Consider the following 16,834-nt stretch of genomic DNA (forward strand, 5'->3'; position numbering starts at 1 on the left):
GCCCTGGCCGGTGGCTGGGGCGATGGAGTCATCATGCAATTTTCACTTTCTTTTCCAGACCTGAGCCAGGAGCGTCAGGGCAATACGGGCGTGCCCGGTGTCTGGAGCCTGGATTCAGGCCAGCCTGGCCGCACAGTCATGATCAGTGCCTTGATACACGGCAACGAGTTGTGCGGGGCCTGGGCGCTTAAGCAACTGCTGGCCAGCGCCTTACGCCCCCGCCGGGGCAAACTGATTCTGGCTTTCTGCAATCTGGACGCCTTTGATCGTTTTGACCCGGCCCAACACGATGCCAGTCGTTACGTGGACGAGGATATGAATCGCGTCTGGAGCGATCAAAAACTGGCTCAGGGTCAGACCCTTGAACAACGCCGGGCTCAGGCGATTTTGCCCTGGCTGGAACAGGCAGACTGGTTGCTAGACCTGCACTCCATGCACGAGCCCAGCGCCCCCTTATTGCTGACAGGCCCCTTGCCGCGCAATATCGAACTGGCTCGAACTCTGGCTGCGCCCGAGCACGTCATTGTGGACACCGGCCATAAAGACGGCGTACGCATGCGTGACTATGGTCGTTTTTCTGACCCAGAGGCTCAGGAAGCCCGTTCCTTGCTGCTGGAATGTGGCTTTCATGGCGATCCGGATACCCCTGCCATCGCTCTGAATCTGATTGCCCGCTTTTTGTTGGCCTCAGACATTGTTGAGGCGCAGGACTTACCATCAACCTGGCGTCAAGCGGACCCAGACCAGCAACACGTTCTACAAGTCACCCACGCCATTGTTGCTCCCTCCATGCAGGTGCACTTCACTGAAAACTGGCAAGGTCTGGAAACGCTATCGCAGGCAGGCAGCGTTATTGGCTATGCCGACGATCAGCCTTTGCTGACCCCTTACGATAATTGCACGCTGGTGATGCCCTCATTGCGTCAATTACGTCCCGGCGTCACGGTCGTGCGTTTGGCTCAGAACTATCAGCCCGTATCCCCACCCACCTCCACGTAGGTGCAAAGGCCAAGTTCCGCCTGGCAATCAGAAGAAAAAAAGCCGAACTTGGCGGCTCTTTGGCTACCAAAGCCTTCATAGCCATCCTACAATCGGCACATGTGCATCGCTTATATCGCCGTTGGAGTTAATGCAGATTGGCCGCTGATTATTGCCGCCAATCGCGATGAATATCATGCTCGCCCCAGCCAGCCGGCTCAGCCCTGGCACGACGAGCCGCAGGTGCTGGCAGGCCGGGATCTGCAAGCAGGCGGCACATGGCTGGGACTGTCACAAAACCGTGGGCGGCTGGCCTTGCTGACCAATTACCGGGAAGCACCCAGCCAGAAAGGCACGACGCAGCGTTCTCGGGGCGAGTTAATTCCACGGTTTTTGCGCGATGAGCGCTCGCCCGACGACTACCTGGCCGATCTTGCCCACCAACAGGCCGACTACGCAGGCTTTAATTTGTTCGTGCTGCAATGGCCCAATGACGAACATGCTTTGCAGTTGGGTTATTACAGCAACCGCCATCCCGACGGCAGCCCGCACACACTGCAAGCGGGTGTTCATGTCTTGAGCAATGCCTGGCTGAACACCCCTTGGCCCAAAAGCCTGTTCTTGAAAGAAACCCTGCAAGCTCAGAACTTTGATGGTTCTGCCGCCGCGTTCGAGGGCTTGTTCCAAGGTCTGCGCAATCAGGAAGTCGCCCCAGATGCCGACTTACCCAAAACCGGCTTGAGCCTGGCGCACGAACGCTTATTAAGCAGCCCTTTTATTGTCAGCCCCGATTACGGTACGCGTTGCACCACCGTTATCGCCATTAACCGGCACGGCCAAGGATGCTTGCGTGAGCGCAGCTTCAATGCCGATGCCCTTGTTAGTCGCCAACACGATTGGCCTGTGCACTGGCCTGCCTTTCATCGCAGTCCGGCCAGCAGCACTCCCCATAACAGCAACAGGGCTCCTAACAAGCCCGATTAGCCCCCTACTTCAAGCAAGGAAAACTCATGAGCTCTCGTCTTTCATTGATCGGCATTGCCATGTCGCTGGCCTTAATGAGCAGCCCCATTGTGCATTCGCAAGAATTGCCTCCCAGCCAGTATTACGGCTCTACCGAATACATCAGCGGCGGCATAGGCAGCGACGAAGCCCAACTATTTCGCATGGTACGCAGCACCTTCCCGCTCTCGGTGAATTTCTCGGCCAACCAGGGCGAGCGCGTTGGCTACATTTCCGATGTGCAACTGGTCATCCGTAATAGCGCTGATCAAACCGTGTTGAACAGTCTGATTGACGGGCCTTACTGCCTGATCCGCCTGTCACCCGGTTCCTACAAGGTATTTGCCACCTATCAGGGCCAAACCCAGGAACGCCAAACCACGATTGTCGAAAGCCAGCCGCGCGAGCTGAACTTTACCTGGAAGTAGGATAGTTACGTTGATAAGTATCCAGGCCCATGGCCTGGATCTGCTCATCGATCAAATGTTCAAAAGGCCGTAGCAAAGGGCTGAAATCCTGCTCCGGTGCCATTATCTGCATCACCCTGACAATGGCCTCCAAGGTAGAAACCGCTTGGGGGTCCGGGGCTTTACGCAGTCGGTAGCGCGAGACCTCGCCTTCGGGAAGAACCCAGCGCGGCAGAGTTTGCAAGACCGGGTTGCTATGCACGATCAAGCGGGCCTTGCGCCAAGTGCCATCAGGCACCACGATTAAATCCGGCTTTTCCCCCTCAGACATAGGCCCGACCACCTTGGCCTGTTCCCCCGGAAACAGCAGCACTGGCTGACGCGCTTGTGCCAAATGCGACTCCAAATCCTCAAACTGCTCCCCCACCCACATCTGCACGCCACGCAAACCCAAATAGGCCAGACGCGCTGTATTAAGCGCATGCCGGGCTTCGGAGTGATGCTGCAAAATCAAGACGGGGCAGGCCGCGTCAATCGAGGGAATTAAAGGACACAAGCAACGCGCCAGTGGACGCTGACACTGTTCACAACGTCCAGGGCGGAATAGAGGGGGAGATTTCATGCGGGAGCGCCAAACATAAGACCACAGTATATAAAAGTTCCCCTTTGGAGCGAATGCCACAGTTTGCCAGCAAACAAATTTACTGTATATTTATACAGCAATCAGGAGCAACAGCATGGCGAACTCACTTCGTTCACTCTTAGATCTTCACCCTTCCTTGTGGACAGGCAAACATTATGCGCATGCCGCAGGCTCCTGCTTGCCCAGCGGTTTTGATGCCCTGGATGCCCAGTTGCCGGGCGGTGGCTGGCCACTCGGCAGCTTGATCGAACTGCATGCCCCTATAGACAGTAGTGCCCTGTCCTTATTAATGCCTGCCTTAAGCACCCTGCAGGCAGAGCGTATGCGTGTGCTGATCGCTCCACCCTATCAACCCGTACAGCAGCGTTGGCGAGGCACTCCAGCCAACCTTAAGCAAGCGTCGCAGCCCCCCGAGGCGGACTTGCCTGCCCGCCTGCTGTGGATACGCAGCCAGCATTTGAACGACACCTTATGGGCTAGTGCCCAGGCGCTGCGTCATGGCCATTGTGCTGCCGTACTGACCTGGTTGCCTGCCCATGTTCCCTTGGCCTCCTTGCGCCAGTTGCAATTGCTGGCCAGCCATAGCGACAGCCTGTTTTTTTGTCTGCGTCCCGCTCATAGTCAAACCAATAGCCCCGCGCTTTTACGTCTGGAATTACAGCCCCGGCAAGACAGCCAGGGCCAAGCATGGCTGGATGTGCATATACGCAAACGACGCGGGCCGCCTTGCATGGACAGCATTGCTTTAGCCTTACACAACACCTTGATCCCGCCTGCCGCGGCCCCCTCTCATGTACCTGTGCCTGCGGCTACCCCAGAGCCTCATTACGCCTGAGGCCAGCGCTGAGCAGCAGGACGCCATTCAGGCTCTGTTGCTGCGTTACAGCCCTCAGTTGGCGAAAGTTCAAGCCGATTTATGGGTCTTGAGCCTGAGCGCCAGCATCCGGCTGTTTGGTGGCGTACGTGCTTTGTACCGACAAATTCGGACGACACTGCAAGACCTGATCCCCGAACCCTGTCTGGCATTGGCCCCGACGGCCCGCGCCGCCTGCTTGCTGGCCTTGTCCACGCAGAAGCAACGCCGCTGCCTGCGCCGCTTGCGTGCCTGCCTGAACCCCTTGCCCCTCCATCTTTTGGCGCCCCCGGTGGACCAATTGCAATGGCTGCACAATCTGGGCTGCCACACCTTGGGCCAATTGCATCAATTACCACGCGACGGCTTGGCCCAACGTGGGCTGCGCCCCCTCTTACTGCAGTTGGATCAGGCCTATGGCGTACAAAGCTGGACCCTGGAGTGGGTGCACAGCGCCCCTCAATTTACGCGCCGCATCGAATTGGACTCGCCTTCCAATAGCAAACCCACTGTATTACGTGCCTTGACCCGTGTATTGAAGCAGTTGGAGCTCTGGCTGAATCAATATCAACTGGCCTGCGGACGGCTGGAACTGGTACTGCACACGGAAAGGTACAAAGACCATCCCCGCAGCACATTGTTAGAACTGCAAATGGCTCGTTCTTGCTGGCGCAGCCAAGATTTCCTGCCCGTGTGGGAGGAACATTTTCAACCGTTGCAACTACACGCAGCCGTACAAAGCCTGCAGTTGCAGGCTCTGCAATTGCACCCGCGCCAGACCCATGCCAGCAGCCTGTTTCCCGATGCACGGCATTGGCAAGAGCAAGACCAGCAACTACTGGAGCGCTTGCAAGCCAGGCTGGGCCTGGAACAAATTCTGACGCCTGCGGCACAAGCCAGCTATCTGCCCGAGCAGGCCAACCAATGGTTGCCGGTGCAAACGGATCGCCCCCGCCCTGTCCAAGCCCCTCCTTTGCAACGTCCTTGCTGGATGTTGGATCAGGCCCAGCCTCTTGAACATGACCGCCAGTCTCCTTGTCTCAACCATCAACGCTTACGACTGGTTCAAGGCCCGGAACGGGTACAAACCGGCTGGTGGAGTGGTGACGGCCATCAGCAGCGGGACTACTTCATTGCCTTATGCCCACAAGGCAAACTCTATTGGGTGTACCGGGATTTAAGTCAGGAACAGGCCTGGTATCTGCACGGAGTCTTTGGATGAGCTCCATCGTAGACCTGCAATACTCGGAGCTGGACTGCCTGTCCAATTACAGCTTTTTGAATGGAGCTTCGCATCCCGAAGAGCTGGTCAGCCGCGCGGTAGAGCTAGGCTATAAAGCCCTGGCCCTCTGTGATTACGCTTCTATGGCCGGCGTGGTCCGCGCCTATGCCCAAGCCAAGCTTCATCCTGAAATTCGTTTTTTAGTCGGTAGCCGCTTCCGATTTACCGGGGCTTGGGATCGGCGCGCCTCCAGCACCGGCCATTCTGACGACAGCATCACCCACGAGCTTTTAATTCTGCCTCGCAACAAGGAAGGCTATGGGAATCTGTGCCAGTTCATTTCCCACCTGCATCAATCACTGGATTTAAAACACGAGGCCTCGATTGACTGGTCCTTGTTGCGGCAAGCTGGCCAAGGGAAAGAAAACCAGGTCTTGCCGGACTGCCTGCTTATTTACAAACCCGCTTACGGGCTTGATAGCCCCCAGATCCACGCGCAGACACAAAACCTGCTCAGCCTGTTTGCCGATCGTTTATTTTTAGGCATCAGCCTGCACCGACGCGATCAAGACACCCAACACTTGCGCACCGTGCGCTTGGTGGCTCAAGAGTGCGCGGTACGCTGCGCCGCTTTGGGAGGCGTACATATGCATGTGCGCTCACGCCAGCCTTTGCACGACACCCTGGCTGCCATTCGGCTTAAAACTCCTGTGCAAGACTGTGGCTGGGCCTTGGCAGGCAATGCTGAACATCACCTGCGCAGCCGCCTGCAATTAGCCAATCTGTACCCCGCAGAGCTTCGTGAGACGACCGATCACATTCAGCAGCAATGCCAGTTCTCCTTAAGCGAGATCCGCTACGAATACCCGGTCGAAATCGTGCCCCCCGGTCTTAGCGGAATTGAACATCTGCGGCAGGAAACCGAACGGGGTGCCCAGCGACGCTATCCTCAAGGGGTCAGCGAACACGTCCGAACGCGTCTGCATGAAGAACTCTCTTTGATCGAGGATCTGGGCTACGAATCGTATTTTCTAACCCTGCACGATATCGTTGGCTATGCTCGCAGCCAGGGGATTTTGTGCCAAGGCCGTGGGTCGGCCGCCAACTCCGCCGTGTGCTATTGCCTGGGGATTACTGAAGTTGACCCAGCCAGCAGCCACACCCTCTTTGCCCGTTTCATCAGCCGGGCTCGGGCCGAGCCACCAGATATTGATGTGGACTTCGAACACCAGCGCCGTGAAGAGGTCATCCAGTATATCTATCGAAAATATGGGCGGCATCGGGCGGCCTTAACTGCCGTCATCACGACCTACCGGCGGCGCAGCGCCTTGCGTGACACAGGCAAGGCGCTGGCTATTCCGCCAGCCTTGATCGAAGCCTTGATTCAATGCGACCGGGCCTGGCTGAAAGACACCCGCATTCAGGAGGACGTGTTCTCCCGTTTTCCTGAATGTCCGCCTGAACAAGCCCACCAGTGGCTGTCCTTGACCCGTCAGCTAATGGGGTTCCCGCGTCACTTGTCTCAGCATCCGGGCGGGTTTGTGATCTCCCAAACGCCTTTGCACCGGCTGGTCCCCATACAAAATGCCGCCATGCCAGGGCGTAGTGTCGTGCAATGGGATAAAGACGACCTGGATGTCTTAGGCCTGCTGAAAGTCGATATTCTGGCCTTGGGTATGTTGAGTGCTTTGCGACGCTGCCTGGACAGTATCAGTCAAGAAAAAGGCAAAGCTTTTCGCTTGCAGGACATTCCGCGTCACAGCGCCAAGACTTTTCGCATGATACGGCGGGCTGACACCTTGGGCGTTTTCCAGATCGAGTCCCGCGCCCAGATGAGCATGCTGCCTCGCCTGCGGCCCCATTGTTTTTATGATCTGGTGGTGCAAGTTGCCATTGTGCGTCCCGGTCCTATTCAAGGCGGCATGGTGCACCCGTATCTGGAGCGCCGCCGCGACCGTAGCAAAGTGGATTACCCCGCCCCAGAAATCCGCCATGTGCTGGAACGAACCTTGGGTGTGCCTATTTTTCAGGAACAAGCAATGGAGCTGGCCATGGAGGCCGCGGGCTTTTCAGCGGACAAGGCCGATGCCTTACGCCGTGCCATGGCTGCCTGGCGGCGTCGGGGAGGCTTGGGGCCCTTTGAGCAAGAGCTCCTGGATGGCATGGCTGAAAAAGGTTATGCCCCCGAATTTGCCCAGCGCCTGTTCGATCAGATCAGTGGTTTCGGGGAATATGGTTTTCCAGAAAGTCATTCGGCCAGTTTTGCCAAGCTGGCCTGGTTTAGCGCCTACCTGAAAGCGCGTTATCCCGATCACTTTCTGGCCGCTTTACTGAACTCCCAGCCCATGGGCTTTTATGGCCCCAGCCAATTAGTCCAGGATGCCCGTCGCCACGGCGTTCAAGTACTGCCCGTTGATGTGCAACACAGCCTGTTTGATAGCCATGTGTGTACAGAGGCAGGCGGGCAGCGCCGGGTACGCTTGGGTTTGCATATGGTCAAAGGACTCAGTCTGCTCGGTGCGCAGGCTATCGTGAATTACCGCCAGGCCCACCCTCAGCAAACACTGGATCTGGCCTGCTTGCGGCAGGAACTGGCTTTGTCGGCCCATGACCAGCAAGCCTTGGCGCAAGCCCATGCATTACGCAGTGCCTACGGCCAGCGCCGTGACAGCGTGTGGGACGCACGCCGCCCCAGCCAGCCGGGCCTGCTCAGTCACGCTGAATCACCGGATGCTACGCCAGACTTACCGCGAGCCAGCGTCGGGGTGGAGGTACTGAGCGACTATCAGTCCCTAGGTTTGAGCCTGACACGCCACCCCCTGGCCCTGCTGCGCAAGCATCTGGAACCCATGCGTTTTTCAAATGCGGAGCTCCTCAATCAACACTGCCCCGATCGACGGCTAGCACGCGCCTGTGGTCTGGTCACAACCCGCCAACGCCCCGGAACCGCCAAAGGAACCGTTTTTGTAACCTTAGAAGATGAGACCGGCAGCGTGAATGTGATTGTGCGCGAGGAGCTGGCACAGGAGCAGTCCAATGCCCTGCTGCAATCACGTTTGATGGGGGTCTACGGTGTTTGGCAACGCGATGGGGCTGTCTGCCACCTGATTGCACGCCGTTTAGTGAATATGAACCACCTGATTGGCGACTTGATGGCGCGTAGCCGGGATTTCCAATGAAACAAGCCCTCTCGTGGCCTGTATCAGGCAGCCTTCAAGCCAGTCTAGCGGCATCAGCCCTCCAGCCTGGCACCTTGGGAAAATACGCCGGGATACGCCTTTATCCTCCACACGCGTTTGGCAAGGTCGCAAAAATACCCAAGCGAGATTTTCCCCGCCGCGCCCCTGCGTTAAACTAGCGCTTTGCCCGTTCAACCAGGAACCACCATGAGTCAAACACTCAAAATCCGTTTAGCTGAAGATATCAAAACGGCAATGCGCGCTCGCGATAGCGGCCGTCTGGAAACCTTGCGTTTTCTGCAAGCTGCGATCAAACAACGCGAAGTGGACGAACGTATCGAGATGGGCGATGCCGACGTAACCAGCATCATCGAAAAACAGGTCAAACAACGCCGCGAATCTATTCAGGCTTTTGAATCGGCTGGCCGCACTGAAAGCGCGGAAAAAGAAAAATCCGAATTGGTGATTTTGCAGGAATACCTGCCCCAGCAAGCCGATAGCGCAGAAGTGGATGCAGTGATTGCAGAGGCCATTGCCCAGGCTCAGGCAGACGGCGCTCAAGGCCCGGCTTTGATGGGTAAAGTGATGGGCTTGGTCAAAACCAAGCTGGCCGGTCGTGCCGATATGTCCCAAGTCTCCGCTCAAGTGAAACAAAAACTGAACCCATGAAGCATTTGCAGGCCGAACTGGCGCAGCCCAAACAGGATTTTTTCGGCACCCATATCCCTTTGATGCAGCACCTGGGCCTGCAAACAGTCAGCAGTTCCGAGCAGGAGGTCGTCACCTTCCTGCCTTGGCAAGCCTGCAATGCCAACTCCCGGGCCGACGTCCATGGTGGCACCTTGATGGCCATCCTGGACTTCACCCTGAGCGCGGCTGCACGGGCAAAGCGCCCCGGCTCCGGCATGGCAACGATAGACATGAACACTCAGTTCCTGCTGCCAGCACGCGGTAATGTCTGGTTCAAAGCTTCCTGCCTGCACCTGGAAGGCGATACTGCCTATTGCGAAGGCGGTGGCTACGACGAAAAAGACCGCTTATTGGTTAAAGCGGCAGCCACCTTCCGGATTGTGCGTGGCAGCTAAGTACTGTGCCCCACAAACAGGCATCAAAAAAGCCCGTTTTGAACGGGCTTTTTTGATGCCTGCGAATCGCCACTCTGGCGACATCCAAGTCTTAATGCGTTTGTAGATCTTCGCCTACCGGCTGGTCCGATTCAGGATTGGACTTCAGGAAAGGATAGTCTGTATATCCCTTAGGGCCCTGCGTATAAAACGAATTGCAATCCCAGCTGTTCAAGGGAGCGCGTAACTGCAGGCGCAGGGGTAAATCCGGATTAGACAAAAAAGCCTTACCGAACGACACGGCATCTGCCATGCCTTTGGATAAAGTGGTCTGTGCCGTAGGCAAATCAAAATGCTCATTGGCGATAATCGCACCGCCAAACTGGCATTTAATCATGGGCAACAAGCTGTCTGAAGCCGGGCTTTCACGCAAAAACAAGAAAGCGATGTCACGTCGATCCAGTTCACAAGCCACATAAGAGAACAAACGAGCCGGATCAGAATCCTTCATGCCATGCAGACCGCCACGAGGGGACAAATGCACACCTACGCGGCCTGCGCCCCAAATCGCAACACAGGCATCCACAATTTCCAACAGGAAGCGGGAGCGATTTTCAATAGAGCCACCGTAATTATCGGTACGCGTATTGGAGCCGTCGTGCAGGAACTGATCGATCAAATACCCATTCGCGCCGTGAATCTCTACCCCATCAAAACCCGCGCTCAAAGCGTTTTGGGCGGCGACAGCAAAATCATCCACAATGTCTGCAATTTCTTCGCTGCGCAAAGCCCGTGGCACCACAAACTCACGTTCTGGGCTTAAATGGCTGACCGTGCCTTCACAGGCAATAGCGCTGGGCGCCACGGGCATTTGACCATTCAAAAATTCCGGGTCAGACACCCGGCCCACATGCCACAGTTGCAGGACAATACGACCGCCCCGAGCATGCACGGCTTGCGTGATGGTGCGCCAGGCGTCTACCTGTGCGCTACTCCAAATGCCCGGCGTGTGCGCATAGCCCACACCTTGCGGCGATACCGAGGTGGCTTCGGCTACAATCAGCCCCGCACTGGCACGCTGACAATAGTACATACGCATCAAATCATTGGGCATACGGCCCTCCGAGGCGCGCGCACGTGTCATAGGCGCCATGATGATGCGGTTCATGAGCTCAATATCACCCAGTTTGATCGGATCAAACAAACTAACCATTGTTTTACACTGTCCACTATTGATGTTTCCGCCGGGGCCCTAACGACACGCGCCCAAGGGAATACCCGATAAGGGTTTTTACCAGATATGTCTTTATACCATCAACGCTTAATTTGGCTTGAAATTGTTTCAAGCATCAAACGGATCAAATAAGCTATGGCACAGTTTGCCGTCATAGGACTAGGCCGCTTCGGATCGGCCTGCGCCCTGGAACTCATGAAAATGGGACACTCCGTACTTGGAGTGGATACCAATCCCAAATTGGTCAACAAATATGCGGACCAATTAAACCGTGCGGTCATTGCCGACGTCACTGATCGCCAAGCCCTGGAAGAACTGGGGCTGGACAATTATGACGTAGTTCTGGTTGCAATTGGAGCTGATATTGAAGCTTGTCTGGTTTGCGTGGTGCATTTGAAAAGTTTTGGGGTACCCACTATTTGGGCCAAAGCCATTTCCCACGCCCAGCATTTGATCCTGGCCAAAATTGGCGTGAATCGCATTATTCACCCTGAAGAAGAAATGGGCATACGGGTAGCCCAAATGCTGAGCTACCCCATGGTCAACGACTACATCAGCCTGGGCAACGGCGATTATGTGGTTGAAGTGACTGCCAGCGACAATATGAACGGCCAAACCATCAAAGATGTATTGCGCGAGCAAATGGACGAAGTGCAGGTCCTGCTGATCAAGCGCCGTGGCCAAACCACCATTCAACCCGCTCCTGACTACGCCTTGCATGCCAAAGACCTGTTGATCCTGCTGGGACAACTGCAAGCATTACGTACCGCCGCCCCCAAATTGGTTTGATGTATGCGCAACTGGCTGCCCAATAGTGTTATCCGCCGCCTTGAGGTCCCCCCTCATTCCCGGACCCTGAGCGCCAGCCCGCCCTTGGTGCTGGCCTTGGGTTTTCTGGCCTTGATTGTGCTAGGCGCTGTCTTGTTAAGCCTGCCACAAGCCGCTGATCAAAGACTGGGCTTTTTCGAGGCCCTGTTCATGGCGACCTCTGCGGTGACGGTGACCGGCCTGGCCGTGATCGACCCGGCTACGGATTTAACGCATTTCGGCCAGATTGTGCTTGCCCTGCTGGTGCAGATAGGTGGCATGGGCTTTGTGACCTTTGCGGTTATTGCGGCCATCACCATGCACAAACGCATCAGTGTCAGCCAACAGGCCTTGGCCCTGGAAGCCTTTAACCAAACCAGTGTTTCGCGCATACGCAGCACCGCTGTGCAGGTGTTCAAAATTGCCGCCTTGATCGAGCTGACCGCCGCGGCCATCCTATTTCTTCGATGGGCAATTGATTTCCCCTGGACTACGGCCTTGTACCGCGCCCTGTTCCATGCCGTCACAGCCTTCAACAACGCTGGATTCTCACTTTTTCATGATTCGCTGATTCCCATCTCCGGCGATATTGTGTCGGTGCTGACCTTGTCCAGCCTGATTATTCTGGGCGGGATTGGCTTTACCGTGCTGGCTGATGTGGGCCAGAAAAAGCGCTGGCAGACCTTGCTGCCCTATACCAAAATGATTCTGCTCGGCACGCTAATCCTGAATCTGATTGGTTTTCTTAGCCTATGGGCACTGGAATTCAATAATCCGCAGACCTTAGGCATGTTGGGCGTAGGCGATCAGGCACTAGCCGCCTGGATGCAAAATGCAGCCACCCGTACGGCCGGTTTTACCACCATGGATATTTCCAGCCTGCGAGACAGCACACAACTGATGCTGATTGTCTTGATGTTGATTGGTGGTGGCTCGCTAAGTACCGCCAGCGGCATCAAAATCGGCACTTTGATTGTTCTGTTGGCCGCCGTGCGCTCCTATATCCGCCAGCGCGAGGAAGTGGTTCTAATGGAACGCACCGTTGCCCCTGAAACAGTTCAAAAAGCCTTGGCCCTGTTTCTGATTACAGGCGCCTTGTACTTCCTCAGCGTGCTGCTGTTGACCTTGTTTGAGGACATGCCCCTGACCAGCCTGCTGTTTGAAGCGGCCTCCGCCTTGAGCACGACTGGCATGAGCCACGGCATTACGCACAAACTCTCTACCCCCAGCCAGATCCTAATTATGGTGCTGATGTTTGCCGGCCGCCTGGGCCCTCTGACCCTGATTTACTCTCTGGCCACACGCAAACGCAGCCGCATACGGTATCCGGACGGTAATTTTCAAGTAGGGTAAGCCTGTAGCTAAACCACAGATATACAAGAAGTTTTAAGAAAAACCACTATTGTCATCGATTTTTGGTATGGTTAATGGATGTAAACATCGAACAACTACAGATCGGGACACAGGCTTATGGATCACAGGAAGATGGCTACCTTAACCAAGCGCGCTGGAACGGGTCTTAGCGCTCTGTGTCGGGAACTGACCAGCCGTGGCATCAGTTATCACCCCTTGGTTGAGATGTATCAAAGTCAGATGGCCATTATCGGCTTGCTGAGCGATGAGGTTGTCGCTTTGCGAAAAGAACTGGATGATCTGAAAAAAGTAGTGAAAAAAAACGGCTCATGAGCCGTTTATTTTTTGTCTGTCACTTAATAGGCCCCCAAGGCTCTCATCGATCGCTTTTTGTTCACGCCCATGATTGCTGCCCTGCCCCGTTTTTGGCTGTTAGCCGCTTTAGCACTGTATTCGGTCAGCGCTAACAGTCAAAGCGACCAGGTTCTTTCCACATCCAGGCTCCCTAGCGCCCCGCGCACCCTCCCTCCGATCGCCCCCATTGCCCCGATTCAAAACCACGCCGACACTCTGCTCACGCCAGAGCATCAAGGTTCCCGCGTGTATATTGCCATTGACCAGTGGCACAGCCAGACAGATCTGGCCTCGGACGATCTGGCTCGCCCTGCCCGGCACGACAATCTGTTTGTGATCGTGAATTACCACTACACCAACAGCACGCCTCGGCCTTTGGACCCACGGATTCATCAGCCGCGCTTGTTCCTTGTGGACCCCGCAGGCCAAAAAATTGCTCCCAATCGACGGGCCAGCCAAGACTGGCGCTATGCCCAGGACATGGATACCACTGGTCCGGATAAACTTAATCCGCTGGTCACCGTCGCCGATGTTGCCGTGTTTGAGGTCAGCCCCTTATTATTTGATCCAGATCGCTGGAGCCTGATGATTCAAGACGGACAAAACGTCCGTATCCCCTTGCGTCGCATCCCTGAAAAGCGCGTTTCAAGCCCGGAATAGCCCTCTCCCGGCGACCAGGCCCGCCATAGAAATTAGTAAACCCTGCGCTCAGACAAGCCCGTCTTATCAGCAAGCATGAAATAATACGGGGCCATATAAGCGAAATTAATTAATCAAGCCCCGAACCTGAGCAGGGTCGGAAGCAAGGAACCCAGAGTGCGTCATACCCCCGTCCGGATCAGCGCCACCCTCATTGTTGCCAGCGTTTTACTGTTACTGGTGTTGAGGTCACTGCCCACGCGCCCCGAACCCGGCCCCGAATTAATTCAGGTAGAAGGCGGCTCCTTTACCGCAGGCAATTTCCAGGTGCCCATGCGCGCCCCTGATGGAGAACTGTCGGTGCAATGGGTGGCTCAAGCGGATCAACAAGTGCTGGCCCCCTACCCCGTAGAAGTCAGCGCTTTTTCCATCATGAAAAAAGAGGCCAGCAACGCCTTGTACGACCGCTTTTTAAAGCAAGCCAAACTTCCTGCACGATGGCAAGCCGTCAAGGGCGACGGGGATCAGGCCGCCAATATGCCCTACGACGAAGCCCAGGCATTTTGCACCTGGTTAGGTCAACAAAGTGGGCTGGACATGCGCTTGCCAACTGAAGCCGAATGGGAATATGCGGCTCGCAGCCGCGGACAAGCTTTCCCCTGGGCTACTGATAATGGCCAATGGCAAGCCGGGCGCAATCTGCCAGGGCAAGGCAAAGAATCCGACAAAACCGAAACGGGAGCCTTTCCGGCCAATCCCTTGGGAATACAAGATATGGCCAACGGGCTGCATGAATGGGTCATTTCCGACCCGGCGCGCGACCCAGTCAATGTGCGGATTTTCAAAGGGGGCAGCGATAGCACTGCCTCACCGCGCACAACTATTCCCACCCGGGGGACAGTCTTTCCCTTATCCGAAGCGGACATTGAAGCCAAACCCGAGCTGGCTCGCTTACGTGGTCGCAGCATAGGCACGGTTTATTTTCAAAACGCCACAGCCCGTTGCGTTGCCCCCATGAAGTCCAGCGGCACGCCCCCTGTGTCCGCCACGCAAAACACTATCCTGCCACCGATTTTTGATGATGTGCCAGACAAGCCCTAAAGTCAGGGCAGTGCATCACCAGACTAGGCGTTCTTCAGCAAACCCGTCGCCAGCGCAACGAACGCCTGCTTAGCCTTTTTCAACTCCACAGCAGGCTGTTCCGCCGCCGCAATCCACAAGGCCGCATTCAGGGTGGCGCCACTTAACAGCCTGGACATCGCCTCAGTTTCAATCTCCCTGATAATGCCCTCGCTCATCAACTGCTCCAAGCATTTCTTGGTGCCTTGAATGCAGGCATTCTGGTTCGCCCATTGTGCTGGATTACCCAACACCGCCGGACCATCCAGCAAGACAATGCGCTGAATCTCGGGTTCTATCGCCATCTCCATATAGGCAATGCTTTCACTGATAAAGCCCTGCCAGGTGGACTCAGCCTGACTGACAATGACCCGCAGGCGTGCCGACATTTCCTGATCTATCTCAGCAATCACCGCCTCCAGCAGGCCCTTCTTATCGCCAAAGTGGTGATACAGCGCGCCGCGAGTTAGCCCAACATCCGCCGTGAAATCATCCATGGAAGAATCGGCATACCCTTTTGTCGCAAACGCATGTCTGCCTGCCGCCAATAATCGTTGGCGTGTTTCTTTGATCATCTGATCGCGTTTTCTCACCATGAATGCGCCTGTCTCCACGTACTAAACCTAAAAACCATACGCCGCGTATGTCAATATCGGTCATTGACATACGCTGCGTATATTATTTCGCATACGCTACGTATGTTACTGCATACGAGGCGTATTTGAATGCTACAAGCTTCACCGTCGCCCAACAAGGACTAACCATGCCAAACGCTTACATAGAGATCTTTCATCCACCTGGAGCCAAAAGCTTCATGGCCGCGTCCACCCTGGCCAGGCTGGCACTCCCGATGACGACCATCGGCATTGTCGCCATGCTGTCCCAAACACACGGACAATACTGGCTAGCAGGTGCCGTCTCTGCCCTGTTCGCCATTGCCAATGCCCTTATTGCACCCAGGATCTCAAAGTGGGTGGATACCAAAGGCCAAGCCGCCGTGTTAAAACCCGCCACACTGATCACCCTTTTTGCGCTGCTGGGGTTAGCAATTGCCACCCACCGCGCATGGCCGATCTGGACTCTTTTTGTATTCGCACTTCTGGCCGGAGTCATGCCCAGCATGGCCGCCTTGTCCCGTGCCCGCTGGGCCGAGCTGTTTCGCGGTAAACCCCAGTTGCACACCGCGTTTTCGTTTGAATCCATTGTGGATGAGATCGCCTATATTTGCGGGCCGGTTTTTGGCATTGGCTTAAGCATCAGCTTGTTTCCCGAAGCGGGCGTATTGAGTTCAGCCTTCTTCCTGGCGATTGGCTCTTTTTGGCTCTCCTCACAAAAATCGACCGAACCACCAATCACGGTGAAAACAGACCTAAGCGGCAGCTCTATCCTGAAATACCCCGCGGTGTGGCTGGTTGCCCTTATGTTCGCAGGCATGGGCTGCATCGTGGGTACCGCCGAAGTTGCTGTCGTGGCACTCACAGAGGCCCAGGCCAATAAAGGAGCCGCAACCTACATCCTGTCTGCCAATGCCTTGGGCTCTTTTCTGGTCGGCATCGTTTTTGGTGCAATGAGTTTTAAAAGCTCGCTGACACAGCGCTTGTTTTATGCAGCACTGATTGCCACCTTGATGACCTTACCCTTGCCATTTACCGACTCTCTGGTCTGCTTGGCCTTTATCTACTTTCTGTCCGGTGCATCCCTGTCACCCACCTTTATTTCCGGCTTTGGCCTGATCGAACACACCGTGCCCTCCGCCCAGCTTACCGAAGGCATAACTTACGCTCAGACCGGCTTATTACTTGGCTTTGCCTTTGGCTCTGCAGCGACGGGTTGGGTGGTGGATGCCTATGGCCCGTCCAACGGTTTCTGGATTGCTGTCGGTGGTGGCGTCGCGGCCTTGCTCACAATTGCGAGCGGATACAAACATCTTTCAAGCGCCTCGCTGCGGCAAGCCTCCATAGCCTGACGACATTTAGCCCA

Annotated in this window: 17 protein-coding genes; 14 read left to right on the forward strand and 3 right to left on the reverse strand. The window is 55.7% G+C overall.

All coding sequences use genetic code 11. The annotated features are described in order from the left end of the window. Window positions 1-33: 33 nt before the first annotated feature. The 3 genes from AC1RSM_RS05085 (at window position 34) to AC1RSM_RS05095 (ending at window position 2,408) form a co-directional block, all read left to right on the forward strand. A complete protein-coding gene (locus tag AC1RSM_RS05085) occupies window positions 34-999 on the forward strand; it encodes a M14 family metallopeptidase (RefSeq protein WP_492930095.1) in 966 nt (321 codons plus the stop codon). A 99-nt stretch (window positions 1,000-1,098) separates the two neighbouring features. After that, a complete protein-coding gene (locus tag AC1RSM_RS05090; RefSeq protein WP_492930097.1) occupies window positions 1,099-1,962 on the forward strand; it encodes an NRDE family protein in 864 nt (287 codons plus the stop codon). Window positions 1,963-1,988: 26 nt separating this feature from the next. Further along, on the forward strand, window positions 1,989-2,408 hold the full coding sequence (locus AC1RSM_RS05095) for a carboxypeptidase-like regulatory domain-containing protein (RefSeq protein ID WP_492930099.1): 420 nt from the start codon (window positions 1,989-1,991) through the stop codon (window positions 2,406-2,408). Here the strand turns inward: AC1RSM_RS05095 and AC1RSM_RS05100 are convergent. Then, window positions 2,395-3,009, reverse strand: a complete 615-nt coding sequence (locus AC1RSM_RS05100) for a tRNA-uridine aminocarboxypropyltransferase (RefSeq protein ID WP_492930101.1) — start codon at window positions 3,007-3,009, stop codon at window positions 2,395-2,397. The genes AC1RSM_RS05095 and AC1RSM_RS05100 overlap by 14 nt on opposite strands. A 115-nt stretch (window positions 3,010-3,124) precedes the next feature. Here AC1RSM_RS05100 and imuA point away from each other — a divergent pair, with 115 nt between their 5' ends. From imuA to AC1RSM_RS05125, 5 genes are all read left to right on the forward strand, one after another. Beyond that, window positions 3,125-3,865 carry a translesion DNA synthesis-associated protein ImuA gene (gene imuA, locus AC1RSM_RS05105; protein ID WP_492930103.1) on the forward strand — a complete coding sequence of 247 codons (741 nt, stop codon included), beginning with the start codon at window positions 3,125-3,127 and terminating at the stop codon, window positions 3,863-3,865. Further along, window positions 3,822-5,105, forward strand: a complete 1,284-nt coding sequence (locus AC1RSM_RS05110) for a DNA polymerase Y subunit UmuC family protein (RefSeq protein WP_492930105.1) — start codon at window positions 3,822-3,824, stop codon at window positions 5,103-5,105. The genes imuA and AC1RSM_RS05110 overlap by 44 nt, the downstream gene beginning before the upstream one ends. Beyond that, the gene (locus tag AC1RSM_RS05115) at window positions 5,102-8,284 is read left to right on the forward strand and encodes an error-prone DNA polymerase (protein ID WP_492930107.1); all 3,183 of its coding nucleotides are present in this window, start codon (window positions 5,102-5,104) and stop codon (window positions 8,282-8,284) included. The genes AC1RSM_RS05110 and AC1RSM_RS05115 overlap by 4 nt, the downstream gene beginning before the upstream one ends. A 207-nt stretch (window positions 8,285-8,491) precedes the next feature. Next, window positions 8,492-8,953, forward strand: a complete 462-nt coding sequence (locus AC1RSM_RS05120; RefSeq protein WP_492930109.1) for a GatB/YqeY domain-containing protein — start codon at window positions 8,492-8,494, stop codon at window positions 8,951-8,953. After that, on the forward strand, window positions 8,950-9,369 hold the full coding sequence (locus AC1RSM_RS05125; protein ID WP_492930111.1) for a PaaI family thioesterase: 420 nt from the start codon (window positions 8,950-8,952) through the stop codon (window positions 9,367-9,369). Before AC1RSM_RS05120 ends, AC1RSM_RS05125 begins: the two co-directional genes overlap by 4 nt. Window positions 9,370-9,460: 91 nt before the next feature. Here the strand turns inward: AC1RSM_RS05125 and AC1RSM_RS05130 are convergent, their stop codons facing one another. Continuing rightward, complete coding sequence (locus AC1RSM_RS05130; RefSeq protein WP_492930113.1) at window positions 9,461-10,561, reverse strand: alkene reductase; 1,101 nt, start codon at window positions 10,559-10,561, stop codon at window positions 9,461-9,463. 156 nt (window positions 10,562-10,717) lie between these two features. Between AC1RSM_RS05130 and AC1RSM_RS05135 the strand changes: the two genes are divergently transcribed. The 5 genes from AC1RSM_RS05135 (at window position 10,718) to AC1RSM_RS05155 (ending at window position 14,836) form a co-directional block, all read left to right on the forward strand. After that, a complete protein-coding gene (locus AC1RSM_RS05135) occupies window positions 10,718-11,371 on the forward strand; it encodes a potassium channel family protein (RefSeq protein ID WP_492930115.1) in 654 nt (217 codons plus the stop codon). A gap of 3 nt (window positions 11,372-11,374) precedes the next feature. Continuing rightward, window positions 11,375-12,742 (forward strand): TrkH family potassium uptake protein, encoded by a 1,368-nt coding sequence (locus tag AC1RSM_RS05140; protein ID WP_492930117.1) that lies wholly within the window; start codon window positions 11,375-11,377, stop codon window positions 12,740-12,742. Between the two features lie 132 nt (window positions 12,743-12,874). Further along, the gene (locus AC1RSM_RS05145) at window positions 12,875-13,075 is read left to right on the forward strand and encodes a hypothetical protein (protein ID WP_492930119.1); all 201 of its coding nucleotides are present in this window, start codon (window positions 12,875-12,877) and stop codon (window positions 13,073-13,075) included. Window positions 13,076-13,132: 57 nt separating this feature from the next. Next, window positions 13,133-13,756, forward strand: coding sequence for a hypothetical protein (locus AC1RSM_RS05150; RefSeq protein ID WP_492930121.1), 624 nt, complete (start codon window positions 13,133-13,135; stop codon window positions 13,754-13,756). A 156-nt stretch (window positions 13,757-13,912) separates the two neighbouring features. Beyond that, window positions 13,913-14,836, forward strand: coding sequence for a formylglycine-generating enzyme family protein (locus AC1RSM_RS05155; protein WP_492930123.1), 924 nt, complete (start codon window positions 13,913-13,915; stop codon window positions 14,834-14,836). A 23-nt stretch (window positions 14,837-14,859) separates the two neighbouring features. Here AC1RSM_RS05155 and AC1RSM_RS05160 read toward each other — a convergent pair whose 3' ends face one another. After that, window positions 14,860-15,450, reverse strand: coding sequence for a TetR/AcrR family transcriptional regulator (locus AC1RSM_RS05160; RefSeq protein ID WP_492930125.1), 591 nt, complete (start codon window positions 15,448-15,450; stop codon window positions 14,860-14,862). A gap of 2 nt (window positions 15,451-15,452) precedes the next feature. On the opposite strand from AC1RSM_RS05160, the gene AC1RSM_RS05165 reads away from it, so the two are divergent. Next, a complete protein-coding gene (locus AC1RSM_RS05165; protein WP_492930127.1) occupies window positions 15,453-16,820 on the forward strand; it encodes an MFS transporter in 1,368 nt (455 codons plus the stop codon). Window positions 16,821-16,834 lie beyond the last annotated feature (14 nt).

Source organism: Alcaligenes sp. GW821-FHT11D07 (assembly GCF_058808495.1).

Bases quoted from the DNA above. Each gene is read 5' to 3' on its own strand.
- AC1RSM_RS05140 (WP_492930117.1), top strand. From the start codon at position 11,375: ATGCGCAACTGGCTGCCCAATAGTGTTATCCGCCGCCTTGAGGTCCCC.
- AC1RSM_RS05115 (WP_492930107.1), top strand. From the start codon at position 5,102: ATGAGCTCCATCGTAGACCTGCAATACTCGGAGCTGGACTGCCTGTCC.
- AC1RSM_RS05120 (WP_492930109.1), top strand. From the start codon at position 8,492: ATGAGTCAAACACTCAAAATCCGTTTAGCTGAAGATATCAAAACGGCA.
- AC1RSM_RS05165 (WP_492930127.1), top strand. From the start codon at position 15,453: ATGCGCCTGTCTCCACGTACTAAACCTAAAAACCATACGCCGCGTATG.
- AC1RSM_RS05090 (WP_492930097.1), top strand. From the start codon at position 1,099: ATGTGCATCGCTTATATCGCCGTTGGAGTTAATGCAGATTGGCCGCTG.
- AC1RSM_RS05095 (WP_492930099.1), top strand. From the start codon at position 1,989: ATGAGCTCTCGTCTTTCATTGATCGGCATTGCCATGTCGCTGGCCTTA.
- AC1RSM_RS05145 (WP_492930119.1), top strand. From the start codon at position 12,875: ATGGCTACCTTAACCAAGCGCGCTGGAACGGGTCTTAGCGCTCTGTGT.
- AC1RSM_RS05135 (WP_492930115.1), top strand. From the start codon at position 10,718: ATGGCACAGTTTGCCGTCATAGGACTAGGCCGCTTCGGATCGGCCTGC.
- AC1RSM_RS05100 (WP_492930101.1), bottom strand. From the start codon at position 3,009: ATGAAATCTCCCCCTCTATTCCGCCCTGGACGTTGTGAACAGTGTCAG.
- imuA (WP_492930103.1), top strand. From the start codon at position 3,125: ATGGCGAACTCACTTCGTTCACTCTTAGATCTTCACCCTTCCTTGTGG.
- AC1RSM_RS05085 (WP_492930095.1), top strand. From the start codon at position 34: ATGCAATTTTCACTTTCTTTTCCAGACCTGAGCCAGGAGCGTCAGGGC.
- AC1RSM_RS05110 (WP_492930105.1), top strand. From the start codon at position 3,822: ATGTACCTGTGCCTGCGGCTACCCCAGAGCCTCATTACGCCTGAGGCC.
- AC1RSM_RS05160 (WP_492930125.1), bottom strand. From the start codon at position 15,450: ATGGTGAGAAAACGCGATCAGATGATCAAAGAAACACGCCAACGATTA.
- AC1RSM_RS05130 (WP_492930113.1), bottom strand. From the start codon at position 10,561: ATGGTTAGTTTGTTTGATCCGATCAAACTGGGTGATATTGAGCTCATG.
- AC1RSM_RS05125 (WP_492930111.1), top strand. From the start codon at position 8,950: ATGAAGCATTTGCAGGCCGAACTGGCGCAGCCCAAACAGGATTTTTTC.